Raw genomic sequence first — 18,425 nt, 5'->3', positions numbered from 1 at the left:
CATCGTTGCGATTTCGCGGCCGGCGGGCTAGTGTCAAAAATGACATTTATCGGGCATTTTTTGACATGACCAAGGTCGCGATTCTCGAGATCGAGGGATGCATGGCCTCAAGCGCCGCCATCACCCACGACGTCATGGCAACCGCCAACCGGATCAGCGGTGCGAAACGCGTTCCGCCATTCAAGGTGACGACGGTGCGTTGCGGCTCCCGCCGCAGCGACGTCAATCTGCGAGGGATAGAACTCGTGATCGTCCCCGGTCTCGGCACTCCGTCGGCGGACGAGCTGGAGAGCAAGTTGAAAAGCCCGGCATGCCGGCGCGCGGGCGACATGCTGACCCGCGCGTTTGGCAACGGCGCCGCGCTCGCCGCGCCCTGTGCCAGCACCTTCCTGCTGGCGGAGACCGGCTTGCTCGACGGACGGCGAGCAACCACGACGTGGTGGTTCGCGCCGCTGTTCCGACAGCGCTATCCCCGCGTCGAACTCATGACGGAGCAGATGGTTGTCGCCGATTGGCCGATCGCAACCGCCGGCGCGGCCATGGCGCAGATGGATCTGATGCTTGAAGTCGTTACCCGGTTCGCCGGACCGCGCTTAGCGAAAGCCTGCGCCAACTTTCTCCTGCTGGATGAACGACACTCGCAGGCGCCATTCATGGCGATGACCTACCTGGCGGGCCAGGATCCCAAAATTGCGAAGGCGGAGAAATGGGTGCGCGACAACATCGCGCGCGACTTTGCGATCGAGGAGCTTGCCGCGGCCGTCGCGCTGGCGCCGCGGACATTCGCCCGGCGAATGGCCGCGACCTGCGGCGTCTCGCCGATTCAGTTCGTGCAGCGGATCAGGCTGGAGACCGCGCGATTGCTGCTGGAGACTACGCGGCTATCCGTCGAAGAGATCGCGCGGAGGGTCGGGTATGCGGAGCCTTCCACGCTGCGCCGGTTGATCCGGCGCGACACCAAACATCCACCCGGACATTTCCGCCCCGTCACCTGATCCTAGTGGCCGAGGATGGCCTTCACTTCGAGATATTCTTCAAATCCAAAAACGCCGAACTCGCGCCCGTTGCCGGACTGCTTGTAGCCACCGAACGGCAGACTGCGGTCGAAGGGAGCACCGTTGAGGTAAACACGCCCGGCGCGGATGCGGTCGGCGACGCTGCGGGCGCGGGCGGCGTCTCTGGACTGAACGAAGCCCGCCAATCCGAACGGCGTGTCATTGGCGATTTCGATCGCCTCGTCCTCGCTGTCATAGCTCATGATCGACAGCACCGGCCCGAATATCTCCTCCCGCGCAATCTTCATCTGCGGCGTCACGTCGCCGAAGACGGTCGGACGAACATAGTATCCTCGGTTGACTTCGGCGGGCCGCCCGGTTCCTCCGGCCACCAGCGTTGCGCCCTCGTCGACGCCCGACTGGATCAGATCCTGGACTTTCCGAAACTGCGCCAGGCTCACCAGCGGCCCCATGGTAGATGCGGGGTCGAGCGGGTCTCCCAGGCGAATCGTGTCGACGGCCTCACGCGCCGCTGCGAATGCCGCATCCCTCTGCGCGCGCGGGATCAGCATGCGCGTGGGAGACTGGCAGTTCTGGCCGGCGTTGGTGTAGCAGGCGTGAACGCCCTGCATCACGGCGGCTTTCAGGTCGGCATCGGCCAGGATGATGTTGGCGGACTTGCCGCCCAGTTCCTGCGCGACGCGCTTCACCGTATCCGCCGCAAGCTTGGCCACCCTGATTCCAGCCGCCGTCGATCCGGTGAAAGACACCATGTCGATCCCGGGATGGGCGGCGATCGCCTCGCCCACCGTGGGCCCGTCGCCATTGACGAGATTGAAGACGCCTGCCGGGACACCGGCGTCGTCGACGATCTCGGCGAACAACATCGCGCTGAGCGGCGCGATCTCGCTGGGTTTCAGGACGACGGTGCAGCCGGTCGCAAGCGCCGGCGCGACCTTGGACGCAACCTGGTTCAGCGGCCAGTTCCACGGCGTGATCAGCCCGCAGACGCCGATCGGCTCGCGGCGGACGATGCCGTTCCCCATTCGCTCCTCAAACCGGTAGTTGGCAAGCACGCGCGCCGCTTCCTCGAAATGAAACAGTGCAACCGTCGCCTGACGCTCGGTCGCAAACGTGATGGGCGCGCCCATTTCGAGCGTCATCATCCGCGCCAGTTCCGGCAGGCGCACCCTGAAGCCTTCGATGATCTTCTGAAGCCATGTCAGGCGTTCTTCGACGCTCGTTACCGAATATGTCGCGAACGCGCGGCGCGCGGCCTTGACGGCACGATCCACATCCTGCGGCGAGCCCAGGCTGATCTGCGCAAAAACCTCCTCCGTCGCAGGGTTGGCTATTCCGAGGGTCGACGATGCAGCCGGATCGACCCAGGCGCCATCGATGTAGAGTTTCAGTTTTTCCATCGTTCCTTTTCCGTGACCACCATTCGCGCCCTAGAGGTGCCTGCCCTCATCCACCGGCAGCACAATTCCCGTCGAACTGGTCAGGTTGACGATGCAGGCCACCACCGCCCTTGCGACATCGTCTGATGTGGTGACGTGCGCCAGCGGCAGTCTTTCGGCGGTCTTCTGCAACTGCTCTCGGGTACGGCCGGGGACAAAATCCGTATCCACACCGGCCGGCGAGACGGAGAACACGCGAATGCGCGGCGCCAGAACCTTTGCCAGCGCGATCGTGAGCGCATCGACACCGGCCTTTGCGGCCAGATAGGCCAGGCTGCTGCCGAGACCCGTCCGCGCCGCGATGGACGAGATGTTCACGATGGCCGCGCCGCTGCCGCGTTCGAGCAAGGGACGGAAGGCACGGACCATCGCGAATGGCCCACGCAGATTGAGCGTAACGGTCTTGTCGAAGATCTTGTCCGTCAATCCCTGGAGATCAGCGGCAGGCACTGGCGTCGTGGCGCCCCCGCAATTCACCAGCACATCGAGCCGCCCGTATTGCTTATCCACGGCCGCTGCGGCCTCGGCGATGGAAGCCGGATCGTCGATCGCGATACGCATGGCGAGATGCCCCTCGCCTTGCAGCCCGCCGACCACCTCTTCGGCCTGCGCGCGGCGACTGTTGTAGCCGACCACGACGGTGGCCCCCATGGCAGCAAGACGCGCGGCCGTGGCTTTCCCGATACCGCTATTGCCGCCCGTGACCAGCGCAACCTTCGGGACCGAAAGCGCAGGAATTTCAATGCCCGTCATGTGCAGCGATCTCGTTTCACTGCATCGCGATCTTTGCCGCCTCGATCACCGGACGCCATTTGTCGCGTTCGCCATCGATGAACGCCTTGAGGTCTTCCGGAGAGCCTCCGACGCCCTGCAGCGAATTCTGCTCGAGGATGGCCTTGCCCTTGTCGCTGTTCAGGAAGGCATTCACCGCCTTGTTCACCTTGCTCATGATATCGGGCGGCGTGCCGGTCGGCGCCACGATCGCGTACCATGCGGTCGCCTCGAAATTCCTGAATCCCGCTTCCTGCACGGTCGGCACATCGGGCAATTGCGCCACGCGGCGGCTGGTCGTCACTGCCAGCGCGCGGATCTTGCGGTCGGCGACCAGCGGCAGATAGGTCGGCATGAAATCCATGGCGACGTCGACCTGTCCCGACAGCAGGTCCGTGATCAGCGGCGCCGAGCCGCGATACGGCACATGTGTCATCTCCACGCCGGCGAACTGCTGGATCAACGCCGAGGTGATATGTCCGAGCGTACCGTTGCCGGGATGGCCGACATTGACCTTGCCGGGGTTCTGCCTGGCATAGACGATCAGCTCGGGGAGGGTCTTTGCCGGAAAGCCTGAGGTCGCTGCGATGATCATCGGGGATTTGGCGACGAGGATGACCGGCGTGAAGTCCCGCTCGGAGTCGTAAGCCAGGCCCTTATACATCAGCTTGTTGAGCGCGATCGGCGCCGGCGTCCCGAACAACCATGTGTAGCCGTCGGCAGCCGACTTGGCGGCCGCGGTGCCGCCGAGATTGCCGCCGGCGCCGGCGCGATTGTCAACGATGAACTGCTTGCCGAAATCCTCGCTCAGCGCGTGCGCAACGGCGCGCGCCAGCGTATCGACGGCGGCGCCGGCCGGGAACGGCACGATCATGGTGACCGGACGGTTCGGCCATTCCTGCGCGAACCCACGGTGAGATGGCGTAATGGCAAGTGCAAGGCCGAGAAGGCCGAAAGCCAGCAGGCGCATGTTTCCTCCAAGCTATGTCGCGTCCCGTTCACGCGGGCACTTATTCTCCGGCAAACCTGTCGAGGCCCTTGCGGCCCAGCCATTTGGACAATTCGTCCGCAACCGCTTCGTTATTGAGATCGGCAAACGCGATATGCGTGTTGCCGCGCAGCCCCGCATCGGGGAGCAGCAGAACTTCGCAATCCCCGCCATGGCGATTGACGATATCGCAGAAGGTCCGCGCCACCTTGATCGACGTCGCCCAGATCGGGCGCGTGTCGGTGTAGTCGCCGAACACCATCTGGATCGGAAACTTGGTCAGCTTCTTGAACTCGGCGAGCGGCACGGCATTGGGACCGAACGGCGCATCCGGCTTCGGCTCGGGCCCCTCCCCTTCCGGAAAGACGAAGCCCGGCGTTTCATAGGCGACGATGCCCTTCATGTTGTCGCTCTTGGCCTTGAGCGCCGACAGCAGCGCACGCCAGCCGCCCGCCGAATTGGTGAGCGCCACGACGGGACCGATCTTGTCGATGGCCTGGCCGCCGGCCTCCGCCTGCAGCAAGGCATTCTCGAGCGTGTCGAACTCGTCGTACCGCGCCCGCGTCGCCTGATTCCAGGCTTCCTTGTCGGCCGTCGGAAACTGCAGGCCGGGATGCCAGCCGAGATAGTTCACGCCAAAACGCCAGGCAGCAAAGTTGCGCTGATCGAAATAGTCAGGCGTGTAGGTGATCGGCTCGCAGCTCCAATTCGCGCGGCCGACGCGCGGGCCGTCCCAGAGGTAAACCGGATACCCCTTGCGCAGGAAAATGCTCTTGTAGCCCTCGCCGCCGTCCCAGCGGTTCTCCCACACCTTGGNTGCTGGAGCTGTGCCACATGATCAGGCCGACGCTGCGCCGTTTCGCGGGGGTNGAAGTATTCGACATAGCCGTGATCGCAGGAGAGCGTCTGGCTGGGGTCACCCGGCTTGGCAATGACCTTGCCGCCCACTTCATACGCGCCGGTTGATTCAAGGATGATCGGCGGCTTGCGGTTCTCCTGGGCGAAGGCCGTATGGACTGCACCAGCGGATAACAACGCCACGACTACCAAAATCGCCTTCGACCCGATGCGGTACATCAGCACGCCGCCGTCACGATCTGATCGACCCATGGTAACTTCCTCCCCTTGGCGCGCGCCGCTTCTTCGCGGTCTTTGCGCCTGTGCTCGCTAGGCGGCGTCTTGCGCAGCCGACTGCATCTCCGGAAGATTCAGGAACCGCGCGGCGTTGTCACTGATGAGTTTCCTGATCGCAGGCCGCGGCATCTGCAGATCGAGCAAGATCTGCGTGATGCTACGAAAACCATCGACCGGACGCTGCGAACCCTGCAGGCCGAGATCGGACGACAGGATCGTATTGTCGACGCCGGCTACCTCGATCAGATGCGCAAGATCATCCGGGCTGTACTTCAACGATTTGCCCTCGATGAACATGCAGATCGAATGCTCCATCTTGACGCCGATGGCGACAAGCTGGCGGATATCGGTATCGTTGCAGCCAACGATATAGGTCGGATGGTTCACTATCATCTTCTTGACGCCGCGCCGCGCCGCCTCGTCGAACAGAATGTGCAACTCGCTGGCCGGCAGGTGACCGCCAGCCAGGATGATATCAGCCTCGGCGATGAGATCGATCACCTTCCGGGTGTCATCCGTAAGCTTGCCATTGGCGTCGAGCGCGGACAGCGGGATCGGATCCAGCATCTTCTGCGAGGTCTTCGGAAAGGTTTTGTTTCCGGCCGCCATCGCCTCGATATGGTTCGCCGCCGACAGCGTCGGCATCCAGACGATCTTGCCGCCGAGCTTGATCGTGTGATCGACGGCATGCGGATTGATGCCGCCGGACGCGTTGTTCAGCACGATGCCGGAGAACAGCTTTACATTGGTTTCGGGAAACAGCTTCTCCAGCAGGATCGCATGTGGCATGCCGGCATAGAAATGATCCTTGAATAGCACGGCGCGAAATTTCGCTTCCGCCGCATCCAGCAGTTCCTCGTGATGGTCGAGGATGCGCGGCATGGCGGCCGGGCCGCTGTGGCAGTGCAGATCGATCGCGCCGACCAGAAGCTCGGCGACTTCTGCCGCCCGCGATAGCGGCGGCAGCGGAACGGTGGTCGGATAGGAAGCTTGCGTGTCGGCCATGATCAGGGCCCTCTTTCTACGTGAACGCGTCAGGCAGCGGATTTGCTGGCGGCTTGCGCGGGCATCGGATAATCATCCTCGTTCAGCACCCAGCCCGGTTTGGCCGAAAAATCCAGCCGCGGCGGGCAGAAGATATCGACGAGAACATTGAGCTTGGGATCGACGGCCTGCGAGGTGTGGATGGAGGGTGGCGGAATCACCGCGATGGAGGGCGACCCGCAGCTCTCGTGATCGTCGGCGCGCCACTGCGCCATGTCAGTTGTCCATGGCCAGCGCAGGTGATGGATGAAGGTGCCGGCCAGCGCCAGCGAGCATTGCTCGAAATCGTCATGGTGATGCGGCGACATCTTGCTCGGGTCGCGCGGGCCGTTCTTCGGCTCGAGGAAATTCACCATGAAGGTCGAGCAGCGGAAGATCCGGCCAAACCGGCCCGGCGTCGCCGCGACGTCGAGACTGTAGGTCCGGATCTTCGCCCCGCCCGAAGCTTCCGGCCACGGCTCGAACGCCGGCAGATTGGGATGCGGCGTTGCATAGGACGCGGCGTTGGAGCACAATCTTGCGAGATCTTCCGATCGCGTCGTCACCATGCGCACCACTTTTGCAGCGCCGCGCAGCGTGACAGAGCTTGCGCCAGCCGGTACGAAGCTGATGGAGTGGCCGCTGACGACCTTGCGCTCGTTACCCCACACGATCTCGGCGCCCGCGCCGGGATCGGGGAGCAGCACGACATATTCGTCGGGCTGGTTATTGCGGCTCAGCACCGCGCCCTCCTCGGCCTCGCTATAGGCGATGATGAAGTTCTGGCCGCGGGCGTACCAGGTGCGCGCGCCATTGTGATTTTCAGCCGGCGCCGTTTCGTAGAATTTGGCGTATTCGGCGCCTGCGAAGTGAGTGGCTGCGGGCTTGGTGCCGGCCGGCGTGGCGGCGAGCGCAGCGCGTGGATCAGAGCTGTGATACATGCGAACCATCCGTGGTTTTGACGAGGGTCTTGAAATCGGTGAGCGTTTGCGCCGCGGCCCGGCGCATCTGGCCCTGATCCGACGAGATGATGAAGGCGCTGGCGCCGAGATCGGCGAATTCCTTTGCTTCCGCCGCGCCCGCGACCATCACGCAGACCGGCTTGGCGACCTTCTTCGCCGCGGCGATGATCCTGATAACCGCGTCCTTCACGGAGGCATCGGCCGACGATTTGGCGCCGAGGGCAACGGTGAGATCGCCGCGGCCGATGAAGAAGCCGTGGATGCCGTCGACGGCGGCGATAGCGTCGATATGATCCAGCGCTTCCGGGTCCTCGATCATCGCGATCGCGCAGACCGATGCATCCTGTTCATCGACGAGAGACCACACCGGCGTGCCGCCATAGGCGCCGGCGCGGGACGAGCCGGAATAACCGCGCCGTCCGCCGCGGTAGCGCGCAGCGGCGGCGACAGCGCGCGCCTTCTCGACCGTCGCGACATGGGGCACCAGCACACCGGTTGCGCCGCAGTCGAGGCACGACAGGATCTTGGCGGGATCGTCCGACGACACCCGCACAATGCCGGCGAGGTTGCTGGCGCGCGCGGCCAGCAGCATGACATCGGTCATCGCGCGATCGATCGGCGCGTGCTCCTCGTCGATCACGACAAAATCATAGCCGAGCGCACCAAAAATCTCGGTCGCATGCGTTGTCGGCGTCTTGATGAACGAGCCGACCACGGGCTGCCGCGCCGCGAAGCGGCGGCGGAATGACGAAAAATGCGGCCTGACGATGTCTCCGGACACGGCTGTTCCTCCCCGGCCATCTGCACGGGGCTGCCTTCAGGAGGCAGGCCCCGGCGTGGCGCTTGGCGAAAACCATTGCAGGGCGGACGCCGGTCGGCCATAGCTATTCGGCCGCGTTCCACCAGGTGGAATTCTTGAGATGCCCCTCAAATCCGACACCGTCGAAGCCGCCTCGCGCAGCCTCCTCTTGCTGGAGGAACTCAACCGCCACCGCGTCACCTCGATCGATCGCCTGCACAAGGCGACCGGCCTGCCGAAATCGACGGTGGTGCGACTGATGAAGTCGCTATGCGCGATGGGCTATGCCGCCAACGACCGGCGACAAGGCGGTTATGCCGTCGCCTCGCGGGTCAAATCGCTGAGCAACGGCTTTCACGGCGATCCGCTGGTGGTGGAAGCCGCGCGCCCATGGGCGATCGCCTTCACGCGGCAATATCACTGGCCGATTGCCATCGCCGTGCTCGACAGGAGTTCGGTCGTGGTCCGATTTAGCACCATTCCCGACAGCCCGGTCTCGCCGTTTCACGGCACCCTCAACACCCATCTCAGCCTGCTCGGGCGGGCGCTGGGGCGTGCCTATCTGGCGTTCTGTCCCATCAGCGAGCGCTCGATGCTGCTCGACATGCTGGCGCGGTCGCAGGAGGCCGAAGACAAGCTCGCCACCGAGCGCAAACGCGCGCTGGCGTTGCTGACCGCGATCCGCAAGCAAGGCTTTGCCGAACGCGACCCCATGGTCGAACCGCGCTCATCGAACACGATCGCCGTTCCCATCATCGTCAACAGCCGCGTGCTCGCCACCGTCGGCATGACCTACTTCACTTCGGCGCTCGACCGCGGCGACATCGTCCAGCGCTACGTGCCGCTGGTGAAAGCGCTAGCCGACAATATCGCCGCAAGCGTCTCGTCGCTGCAGGAGTAGATGCAGGCGTAGGCCGCCGCGATCAATCAGTCATCGCGCAAGATGCACGCTTCCATGATCCCATCGATCTCGGCCTTCGAGAGAACCCCGATCTCGGCAATGAATACGATTCGCGTCCGCGGCACCCCGGCGGCCGGCGCTTCGCCCGGCGCCAGCGTCGCGCGTCCGCCGGCGAGTTGAAACACCATCAACCGCCCGGGCTGCTCTACTGTCTCGAACAATCCCTTCGCGCGGGCGAGTTTTGGCGCCAGCCGGCCGATCGCTTGCTGCAATCGGGGGAGCGACACGGGCCGCTCCGATGTGAAGCTCAGCGTCTCGAACCGGTCAGTCGCCGGTCGTCGCGGCCCTGGCTCGCGCGGCGCCGGAGCGCGGTCCACGTCGACAGGAAAAAGCAGCGCAGGGGAAACTTCGCCATGCTGAGCATCGACCACCACCGCCGCCGGGCGCAGCGCGCGAATGACCTCACGCAGATGCGCGCTACAAGCTGCGTCCACCAGATCTACCTTGCTGAGCGCGACCACGTCTGCCGCCCGGAGCTGTGACCGCAACAGCGCGTCGTCGTTCAATTTCTCCGGTGGTGTCGTCGCGTCCATCACGCACAGCACGGTTTCCAGCGGCGCCTCGCGCCAGATCACGGGGTCCATCAGGTTGCGGACGATATCGGCGGGATCGGCGACCCCGCTGGTTTCGATCACGATGTACTCCGGCCGCGGATCACGCCGCAGCAGCGTGGCGAGCGTGCGCAGGAGATCGCCTTCCAGCGAGCAGCAGATGCAGCCGTTGCTCAGGCTGACCACCCCGTCGCTGGCGCCCGCGATCAGCTCCGCATCGATGTTAACAGCACCGAAATCGTTGACCACGGCGGCGATACGCCGCCCCGCCGCATGCGCCAGCAGATGGTTCACGACCGTGGTCTTGCCCGCCCCGAGAAAGCCGGTGATCAGCAGGACCGGGACCGGCACGATCAGATCTCGACCACAGGCCGGCGCACTGGCCGGCCGGGCCTTGCCGCCACATCCAGCACACCATCTGATATCAGCGGCTGGCCACTGACCACCAGATGCCGCACGCCTTCCGACGGGCGGTTCATCGCCGAGAACGTCGCGCGGTCGGTCAGATCATCGAAATCGAACACGACAATGTCTGCATCGGCGCCCGGCTGCAGCCTTCCCTTGGCGCGCATCGCGGGCGTGCTGCGGGACAGGATCTCCGCCGGGATCAGCGCGCATTTGCGGATGCCCTCGAGCAGCGACACCGCCCGGCGCTCGCGCACCCACTCGCGGATGAAGCGGGTGAAGCAGCCCGCCGAGCGCGGATGCGAGGTGGCGTCCTTTGGCAGCGGCCAGGCGTCGCCGGTGTAGACGCTGCCGTCCGACAGCGTCCAGGGCATCGCGTCGGACGCGATCGCGCCGCCGGGATACAGCACCGAAATATCCAGGAGATCGCGATGGTGCGGATTGTTCTCGGTATCCAGGATATGCCACAGCACCAGCGTGGAGGGCTCCTCCGCCTGCGCCGCCAGCAATTCCTTGCGATCGCGGAAGCGCCGCCCGTCGGTCACCCGCTGCACCGAATCGTAGCCGGTGCCGTTGCGCTCCACGAATTCGGGGTCGCTGAAGAACGCCGCTGCCAGCACCGTCGAACCGGTGCCGTATGGATAGGCCTCCACCGTGATCGGCAGGCCCTGCGCCTGCGCCTTGGCCACCAGCACGGCGCAACGCTCGACGTCGGTCTTGCTGGAAGAGTTGAAGTGGCAGATGTGCATGTGCGCGCCGGTGGCGCCGGCATAGCCGATCAGGCGGATATAGGCTTCCGCAGCGCTTTCCGGATCGATCCGGGACATGTAGGCGATGTGGGTGAAGGTTGCGACATCATGCGCCGCCGCCAGTTGGCACACCGCGGTCAACTCCTGCACGCCGGCGCCCGGAGCATAGGCATTGAGGATGCCGATGCCGATGCCGCCCTCGTTCAGGCCAATCGCCAGGCGGTCGAGGATGCCGGCCACCTCCGTATCGCTGGCCACGTTGTCGATCCAGCGGCGATCGCGCATGGCATTGCCGAACGCCTCCAGCGAGCTTTCCGTGTTGGAGCCGGTCATCGCGCCGATGCGCGCGAACGCCCAGTTGGCGGCGGCGCCGTAGTTCAGCACGCGTCCCTTATCGGCCTGGCGCCGATACCAGGACGCGACCGGCAACACGCCCGCCTCAAGGTCGAGCGTCGTCGTCACCCCGTCGAACGCCTGCATTCGGTCGGCCGGAATCGACTGGCCGTGCGCGTGCAGGTCGATGAAGCCGGGCGCCACAACCAGGCCGGTCGCGTCGATCACCCGCTCGGCGCTGCCGAGCCCGGTGCCAACAGCGGAGATCCGACCATCCAGCACCGCCACATCGCCAATGGCGTCCATCCCGCTGGCGGGATCCACCACCCGGCCGCCGCTGATCACCAAGCCACCCATATCGCCACTCTCCCACGTAAATGCTTCAGGCCCGCCAAGGCCGCAACGGCTCTGCAGGCAAAATGCGGGCCGTCTCGCCCCAATAGAGGCAGATTTTCGGACCGACGACCACCTCCGCTGACGCTGGCGCATCATGCGTATGGCTCCACATCCCTGGCATTGATCGCGAAGGCATCCGCTTCGGATCGATCGCCGATATTGCGCGGCATCGCTTTGCCAGGACGGGGACGAGAAGATTTGAAAGTGCGCGGTCCAACAGCGCACACCGAAAGTAACTCCATTACCACATTCGCGAGTTCAATGTTGTTGTGTTCGCCGCGCTACAGACTCTGCGGCAAACATCAGCAAGTGTGCGCGATGGGGGCAACCAAAGCGGCGCGGTGGTTGGCGGACTCGTCTGGGGGCCACACGGTTTTGACTTAGACGAGTCCGCGCGCTCCATTTTTCGAGCGCATGCGCGACATCCTTAGGTTTTTTTGAGAGAACGGAGCAATTTAAATGAGCAAACGTCCCGCTGCAGCCAGTTCTGCAAACTGCGACTTCATCAAAGCGTATTTCGAGCTGCAGAAATTACGAGAAGACATTGAGTGCATCGAACGAGCGTCGAGGCCGCCCCGGGGCCAAGCGACAGTAGCGCGTCGCGATACAGCCAAGGCAGCTCTGCCGACCAATCAATCGGCGTGAAGCGAAGTAGACCTTTGTCCATTTGTTCGCGAAGCTCGTCCGCGTAGGCGCCGATCTGGCCATCCGGCACCGCCACCTGGCGATGGCGCCCCTCCCAGCAGATTTACCACCTCCGTCGATACGGGCACTTCGCGCGCATTGCTGCCCCATTGATCGCGGCGGCGTGCTAAACTGCCGGCATGTCTGAAATCTCGACGTATGACGGGCAATCGCTGCCGTTCGAACAACTCGCGAAAGCGATCGCGGAACGCCGGTCTACCTATGGCCGCGCCAGCGGACTTCGCATCGATCGCGCCGAACGCGGCGAAGCCTGGTCCAGCCTGCCCTACCAATCCGTCTTCGCCGGCGACACGGAGTCCGGCGTGATCCACGGCGGCGTGGTCACCGCCATGCTCGACGAAAGCTGCGGCATGGCCGTTCAGCTGGCGCTCGACGGCAGCCGCGCGATCGCGACGCTCGACCTGCGCATCGATTACCAGAAGCCCGCCAAACCCGGTCTCGACATCAAGGCGCATTCGATCTGCTATCACGTCACGCGTTCGATCGCCTTCGTGCGCGCGACCGCCTATCAGGAAACCGAGCAGGACCCGGTCGCAACCGCCGCCGCCTGCTTCATGATCGGCGCCAACCGCACCAACATGCTGCAGAACAGGGAAGCGTATGGGGTGCCGGCCCTCGACGCGCCTGAAGACGAGGCAGGACCGTTCGCCAAGAGCCCGTTCGCCCGCTGCCTCGGCATGCATCTCACTGAGGACGGCGTGCTGCACATGCCGTTCTCGCCGAAGATCATCGGCAATCCCGTGCTGCCGGCCATCCACGGCGGCATCACCGGCGCCTTTCTGGAGACGACGGCGATCGTCGGTGTGGCGCGCGAACTCGGCATTGCAACGCCGCCCAAGCCGATCGGCCTGACCATCAACTATCTGCGTTCGGGACGCGCGCTGGACAGTTTTGCAAATGTCTCGATCGTCAAGCAAGGCCTGCGCATCGTGGCCTTCCAGGCACAGGCCTGGCAGGACGACCCCGCAAAGCCGATCGCAACGGCGTTCGGGCATTTCAAGCTGAGGCGGGTGGCGGACAAGGATTAGGATCGTGCGCCGCTGAGCCGCCCCTAACCAGCTCGGCTATGAAGGAGTGACGATTGCAGCTTGCTCCTCGTCCGCAAGATCGCCGTCTCGCAAGCAAGGCATTCGCTGTCGTGCATGTCACATCACCAGGATGCCCTGCTTCTCCGCGACGCCAATCGTCGCCTCTGTCCCGCTATTGAACTCCAGGCAGTCCGCTTCGATGCCGTCGCTGAACACGACGCCGTTGTCCGGCATCTCTGAAGTCACACGCATTCGCCCGCCCTCGGCGATCTTGCCCATCACGAGGTCGGCCTGTGTGGTGCGGCTCGGATAGGGTTCGCGCACGAAATAGTGCAGGTAGCGGGCATCCCACGGGAACGAGCCATCGCCGACCGGCACCACCTCGCCGCCCAGCAGGCAACGCGTCGCCGTGGCCCAGCCGGCATAGACGCTCTTGAGCCAGCCGGTCGACCCGAGACCGGTGGAGACGATGATGCCGCTTGACGATTGCCGCTCCTCCTGTCCGTCGACGGAGATCCGATAGCGCGCCGAAACGTGGGAGCGCTGGCCGATGAAGAAATCGTTCACGGCATGCAGGGTCTGTCCGGTGTTGAGCGTCGCTTTGGCCATCGTCACCAGTTTGACCGGGCGCTGGCTCTTCGTCTCCTCTTCCATGATGCGCGGCAGATCATTGATGGTGAAGGGCAGGAGCACGCCGTTCCAGCGCGCCGGGTCCGGATTGATGGCGACGACGCGCTGACCATCGAGATATTTGAGCGTGTTGGCGACCAGGCCATCCTGGCCCAGCACGACCACGCCGTCATCCGCGCCGAACACGAAGTTCGGCACATAGCGGCGCTCCAGGCGCTGCACCCGGCCGAATCCGCGCAGCACGTCCTCGGCACGATGGACCGCCGCACGGTAGTGCTTGTGCTCGATCAGGTAATCGGAAAAGTCGGCGCCGAGATGCTCCACGTAGAACTGCGCCTGCTGCACCGTATTGAAGCGCGTGACGAGATCGTCGAGGCGCGTCGGCCGCACGATGAGGACGATCTTTCTGTCGGACGCCCCGGTCATGGCTATTTCGCTCCTTTCGCGCCCATGATCTCGCGCAGCAGGTCGGGCGATACGTTGAGCTGGCCGATCTTTGCGGCATTGTCGGCAAGATCGCGGAAGGCGAGCGCAAGCAACTGCCCGGGCTGCATCCCGACGCTGGCCAGCGCCTGCAGGACCTTGGCATCGCTGGCAGCGAAGGCCTTCATCATGGCATCGATGCCGTAGGCCTTGGCGTCGGCTTCCTGGCGCGCGTTGGCGGTCGCGAGCCCGACGAGTTCGCCATTGCGTTCCTCCAGGCTGATCTTCCCGGTGATCTCTTCCTGCTCGATCTGCCGTCGCCGTTCACGGAGAGCACGGTCGGCGTCCATCTGCGCTTCCTTGATCTGGCGCTTCTTGTTCTCGACGGCGACCTCCGTGTTGAGCTCATTCTCCTTGATGGCGCGCTCCTGCTCGACCGCCGCATTGCGGCGCGCATAGATCGCTTCATCGGCCCGCCGCAGCAACGCCTCGCGCGCTTCCGCCTCCAGCGCGCGCGCCGTTTCCGGCTTGGGCTTGATCGCCAGCACAGACAGGCCCAGCACCTCGAGGCCGAGCGCCGCGACCGTCTGCGCCTCTTGCAAATTCGTCCTGACTTCGGCGACCAGGCCTTCGCCCGCGCCAAGCACATCTTTCAATGGCGTCGCCTGGATCTTGGCGCGCATGGCGACCTGAACCTGATTGATCAGGCGCTGGGACAGCTTCTCGGGGTCATCGGACGCGTAGCGTCCTTTGGCATTGAGAGCGAAGTTCAGCAGCGCAGCGGTGCGTCGCGGATCGGCGATCCGGTAGGTCACCTGCCCCTGGATGGTGACATCCTGATAGTCGGCGGTCACCTCTTCGAACATGAAGGGCTCGTTCACGCTGGCGGTCGGAATCACCACCAGCGAACTGGTCGGCGCGAAATAGAACATCGAAAGCCCGGCACCCTCGCGCAACGGCCTGCCATTGCGGAACTGGATGACGTAGTCGGTGGGCTGGGCCTTGATGAAACGCAGACCAAACATCGCATTCTCCTCTGTCAGTCTCTTGCGAGAAATATGGGCCACTTAGTTTCATTTGTCAACTAAGTTAGATGTCGATTGCATCTAAGTAGGAATTCCGATAGATTTCAAAATGTTAGTTGAGCCGAGGACGCATGGCCGAATTTCTATCGCCGCTCGTGACGATCGACGTCGTCATCCTGACCCTGCGCGAAGGGCACCTGCAGGTGCTGCTGATGCGGCGCGGCGCCGAGCCGTTCGCCGGATCGTGGGCGCTGCCCGGCGGCTATATCCATCCCGAGGAGGATGCCGATCTCGACGCGGCAGCGCGGCGCGTGCTGCATGCGAAAACCGGAGTCCGCACGCCTTTCATGGAGCAGCTGCAGGCCTTCGGCGATGGGCAGCGCGATCCGCGCGGCTGGACGGCCACCTTCGCCTATTTTGCGCTGGTCGCGTCCGATGCCATGGTGCTCAAGGAAGGCGCCAACGCAGAGGAGGTTGCGTGGTGGCAGATCAAGGGCAAGCAGGTGGAGACGCCACTGGCTTTCGACCATGCGAGGATTGTTGCGGCCGCAGTGTCGCGGCTGCGCAGCAAGGTGGAATACACTTCACTGCCTGCCCATTTGCTGCCGCCCAAATTCACGCTGCCCGATCTGCAAAAGGTCTATGAGCAGATCCTCGGGCGGCAGATGGACAAGTCTGCCTTTCGCAAGCGGATGGCAGAGGCGGCGTTTCTGGAGCCGGTGACCGGCGAAAAGCGCCCCGCAAGCAACCGGCCGGCGCAGCTCTACCGAATCAAGCGTGGGCGCGGCACTATCTTTTTCGACCGAACCATCTGAAGGCCCAGCCGATGTCTGCACCCTCTTCCTACGATGCCCAGCATCGCGGCACGGCTGGCGCCTATGAAGCATATTTCGCCGGCATGGACCGGACGATGAGCCAGAAGCTGGCCTTTGTCGGGGCGCATTTCCTGCTCGATCCCGGCGCGCGCATCGCCGACATGGGCTGCGGATCAGGCTCCGGCACTCACCAGCTTGCGCTCCTCAACCCGGACATCGAGGTGATCGGCGTCGACATCAATCCGGAATCCGTGCGATTTGCGACGGAGAAGTATCGCCTGCCGAACCTGCGCTTCATCGTCGGCGACGCTGCCGAGCCTGTCTTCGCAGCCGATCCGCTCGACGGCATCCTCAGTTCGTCCACGCTGCATCACGTCTACACTTTCAACGGCTACAGTCGCGCCGCGGTGCGGCGAGCCATCGCCAGCCATCTGGCATGCCTGCGGGACAATGGCGTCTTCGTGCTGCGGGACTTCGTCAGTCCTCCGCGCGATGCCTATGTCCTGCTGGAAATCCCCGACCAGCCGAGCCGGGGCGACGCGATCGCCGATTTGTCCGACGCGGACCTGCTGGTGAGGTTCGCGAACACAGCGCGGCCGCTGGACAAAGCCAACGGTCCCGGATTCTTTCTCGAAGAGCTCGATGCGCACGTGGCTGGAACGCGGCTGTTCCGCCTGTCGCACAAATGGGCGACCGAGTTCGTGCTGCGCAAGGATTATCACCGTGATTGGGACGTCGAGCTGCTGGAGGAATACAGCTACTTCACGGCAGACGAGTTCATAGAGGAACTCAACGCGGCGGGCGGCCGCCTGCTCTGCGCAGAGCCGTATTGGAATCCCTGGATCGTCAGGAATCGCTTCGAGGGCAAGTTTCGGCTTCTTGACGAAAGCGGCAATCAGCTCGGCTGGCCACCGACCAACTTTGTCGCCGTCACCCAGCGCGTGGCGAGGGGAGCTAGCGTGCGGCTCGGCGAACGCCGCGCGTCGCAATCGCGCCCCTCATTCCTGACCATGGCCGCGATGCGCGACACGTCGAGCGCAAGCGGGCAGGTTTACGATCTCGTCAAGCGGCCCAATCCGGTCTGCGATCTCATCCCATGGCGGCGCGAGCGAGAGCGGCTGCGTGTGGCGGCGCGCTACGGCTATCCGCGTCCAATCACCTGCGCCGTGCCGCGCGGCCCCGCCATGATCGACGGCAGCAAATGGGGCGGCTATCTGATCGAGCCTCTGGCCGGGATGGTGCAGCAGGACGCTGCTCCCGAAGCCATCGGCAGGATCATCGCGGAGCGAGCGATGATTTCAGCGGAAACGCTCGGCAGCGTCGATACCGGTCTGACCTATTACCCGTCGCCAGGCGGCATCGACGAAGTTGTCACATCGCTGTTCGTCGAAACTCTCACACCGCTGCCGCATCAATCGCTATCAACGACCTTGTCGGGCTTCAGCACGGCGGGGGAGTTGCGTGAGTTCGACGCCCAGGACCTTCTCCGCGCGGCCCATGTGGGTGCGCTGCCTGAAGCGCGGCTGGAAATGAATCTCTATACGCTGATGGACAAGCTCGGCATTCGACCGGACCCGTTCATCGGAGAGGAGATCGTGCTGCCGGTGGCGGAGGCACCCGTCTGGCTGCGACGCGCCGACCTCGACGATCTGCTGGCGCGGCCGGCCTCTTCGCCCTATGTGCGGGTCGACAAGGGAAGCGGATATCTGCGGCTGGTTCGATCGGTTTTCGCCGACCAAACGGAGGAAGAGGGGCGAACAAAAACGTTGGCGGAGCAGGAACTGGAGTTCGTGCTGCCGCGCGAGCGAAGCTGCAACACGATCATAGGCTTGCCCGTCATCCATGCCGAAGAGGTGCTGATCGGACTTGAGACGCGCCATTTGCCGGTGCCGCAGATTCATGAGGGCGACGCCCGGATTTTGACCGCACCGGCGTGGCGGCTCGATCGGCAAATCGAGACGTTGGACCAGGCAAAATCAGTGCTCGCAGCCCAGTTCGGCGTCTCGGCCGGCGCCATCACACCGCTCGGCGCCGCCTACTTTCCGAGCGCCGGCATCACGCCGGAACGGGTGTACCCATTCATCGTCCGCCTGTCCGAGACGGCGGCAGGCGCGTCTTACGATTATGTCCCTTTGAAACAGGTGAAGCGCAATCTCCACCGATTGCGCGACGGGCATTTGCTGATCGCGGTGATGCGCCTCATTCACGCACTCGGTCTGTGGGGCTGAGCGGCGTCACACGATAGCGTACGTTCCCCTCGCCTGCCGCGAAA

The 18,425-nt window shown here is 64.1% G+C and carries 15 protein-coding genes and 1 pseudogene; 5 read left to right on the top strand and 11 right to left on the bottom strand.

The genetic code is table 11. The features are described from left to right. The first annotated feature begins 65 nt into the window (after positions 1–65). Positions 66–995, top strand: a complete 930-nt coding sequence (locus CQ14_RS14115; RefSeq protein ID WP_057858468.1) for a GlxA family transcriptional regulator — start codon at positions 66–68, stop codon at positions 993–995. Positions 996–997: 2 nt separating this feature from the next. On the opposite strand, the gene CQ14_RS14110 is transcribed toward CQ14_RS14115, so the two are convergent. The 7 genes and pseudogenes from CQ14_RS14110 to CQ14_RS14080 form a co-directional block, all read right to left on the bottom strand. Further along, a complete protein-coding gene (locus CQ14_RS14110; protein ID WP_057858467.1) occupies positions 998–2,416 on the bottom strand; it encodes an aldehyde dehydrogenase family protein in 1,419 nt (472 codons plus the stop codon). 30 nt (positions 2,417–2,446) lie between these two features. Continuing rightward, complete coding sequence (locus tag CQ14_RS14105; protein ID WP_057858466.1) at positions 2,447–3,208, bottom strand: SDR family NAD(P)-dependent oxidoreductase; 762 nt, start codon at positions 3,206–3,208, stop codon at positions 2,447–2,449. Between the two features lie 16 nt (positions 3,209–3,224). Next, a complete protein-coding gene (locus CQ14_RS14100) occupies positions 3,225–4,196 on the bottom strand; it encodes a Bug family tripartite tricarboxylate transporter substrate binding protein (RefSeq protein ID WP_057858465.1) in 972 nt (323 codons plus the stop codon). 888 nt (positions 4,197–5,084) lie between these two features. Then, positions 5,085–5,324: pseudogene (locus tag CQ14_RS45270) on the bottom strand (hypothetical protein); the annotation flags it as partial. A gap of 57 nt (positions 5,325–5,381) precedes the next feature. After that, the gene (locus CQ14_RS14090) at positions 5,382–6,353 is read right to left on the bottom strand and encodes a DUF6282 family protein (RefSeq protein ID WP_057858463.1); all 972 of its coding nucleotides are present in this window, start codon (positions 6,351–6,353) and stop codon (positions 5,382–5,384) included. 29 nt (positions 6,354–6,382) lie between these two features. Then, a complete protein-coding gene (locus CQ14_RS14085) occupies positions 6,383–7,312 on the bottom strand; it encodes a cupin domain-containing protein (RefSeq protein WP_057858462.1) in 930 nt (309 codons plus the stop codon). Beyond that, entirely contained in the window at positions 7,296–8,114 is an 819-nt protein-coding gene (locus CQ14_RS14080) for an HpcH/HpaI aldolase family protein (protein ID WP_245320338.1), read from the bottom strand. The genes CQ14_RS14085 and CQ14_RS14080 overlap by 17 nt, the downstream gene beginning before the upstream one ends. Positions 8,115–8,253: 139 nt before the next feature. Between CQ14_RS14080 and CQ14_RS14075 the strand changes: the two genes are divergently transcribed. Next, complete coding sequence (locus CQ14_RS14075; protein WP_057858461.1) at positions 8,254–9,033, top strand: DNA-binding transcriptional regulator; 780 nt, start codon at positions 8,254–8,256, stop codon at positions 9,031–9,033. A 26-nt stretch (positions 9,034–9,059) separates the two neighbouring features. On the opposite strand, the gene CQ14_RS14070 is transcribed toward CQ14_RS14075, so the two are convergent. Then, positions 9,060–9,995, bottom strand: a complete 936-nt coding sequence (locus tag CQ14_RS14070) for a CobW family GTP-binding protein (protein WP_057858460.1) — start codon at positions 9,993–9,995, stop codon at positions 9,060–9,062. A gap of 2 nt (positions 9,996–9,997) precedes the next feature. After that, positions 9,998–11,488 (bottom strand): amidohydrolase family protein, encoded by a 1,491-nt coding sequence (locus tag CQ14_RS14065; RefSeq protein WP_057858459.1) that lies wholly within the window; start codon positions 11,486–11,488, stop codon positions 9,998–10,000. 863 nt (positions 11,489–12,351) lie between these two features. Here CQ14_RS14065 and CQ14_RS14060 point away from each other — a divergent pair. Then, positions 12,352–13,260, top strand: coding sequence for a PaaI family thioesterase (locus tag CQ14_RS14060; RefSeq protein WP_057858458.1), 909 nt, complete (start codon positions 12,352–12,354; stop codon positions 13,258–13,260). Positions 13,261–13,377: 117 nt separating this feature from the next. Here the strand turns inward: CQ14_RS14060 and CQ14_RS14055 are convergent, their stop codons facing one another. Beyond that, positions 13,378–14,316, bottom strand: coding sequence for a diacylglycerol kinase catalytic domain-containing protein (locus CQ14_RS14055; RefSeq protein WP_057858457.1), 939 nt, complete (start codon positions 14,314–14,316; stop codon positions 13,378–13,380). Between the two features lie 2 nt (positions 14,317–14,318). After that, positions 14,319–15,338, bottom strand: a complete 1,020-nt coding sequence (locus CQ14_RS14050; RefSeq protein ID WP_057858456.1) for an SPFH domain-containing protein — start codon at positions 15,336–15,338, stop codon at positions 14,319–14,321. Between the two features lie 155 nt (positions 15,339–15,493). Between CQ14_RS14050 and CQ14_RS14045 the strand changes: the two genes are divergently transcribed. After that, complete coding sequence (locus CQ14_RS14045) at positions 15,494–16,153, top strand: NUDIX hydrolase (RefSeq protein ID WP_347337132.1); 660 nt, start codon at positions 15,494–15,496, stop codon at positions 16,151–16,153. A gap of 11 nt (positions 16,154–16,164) precedes the next feature. After that, positions 16,165–18,381, top strand: coding sequence for a bifunctional class I SAM-dependent methyltransferase/NUDIX hydrolase (locus CQ14_RS14040; protein ID WP_057858454.1), 2,217 nt, complete (start codon positions 16,165–16,167; stop codon positions 18,379–18,381). Positions 18,382–18,425: the final 44 nt, after the last annotated feature.

The sequence above is a fragment of the Bradyrhizobium lablabi genome (assembly GCF_001440475.1).
In the GTDB taxonomy this organism is placed as follows: Bacteria; Pseudomonadota; Alphaproteobacteria; order Rhizobiales; family Xanthobacteraceae; genus Bradyrhizobium; species Bradyrhizobium lablabi.
The sequence above is the reverse complement of the archived record's forward strand: the minus strand, read 5'-3'. Positions and strand labels throughout refer to the sequence as shown.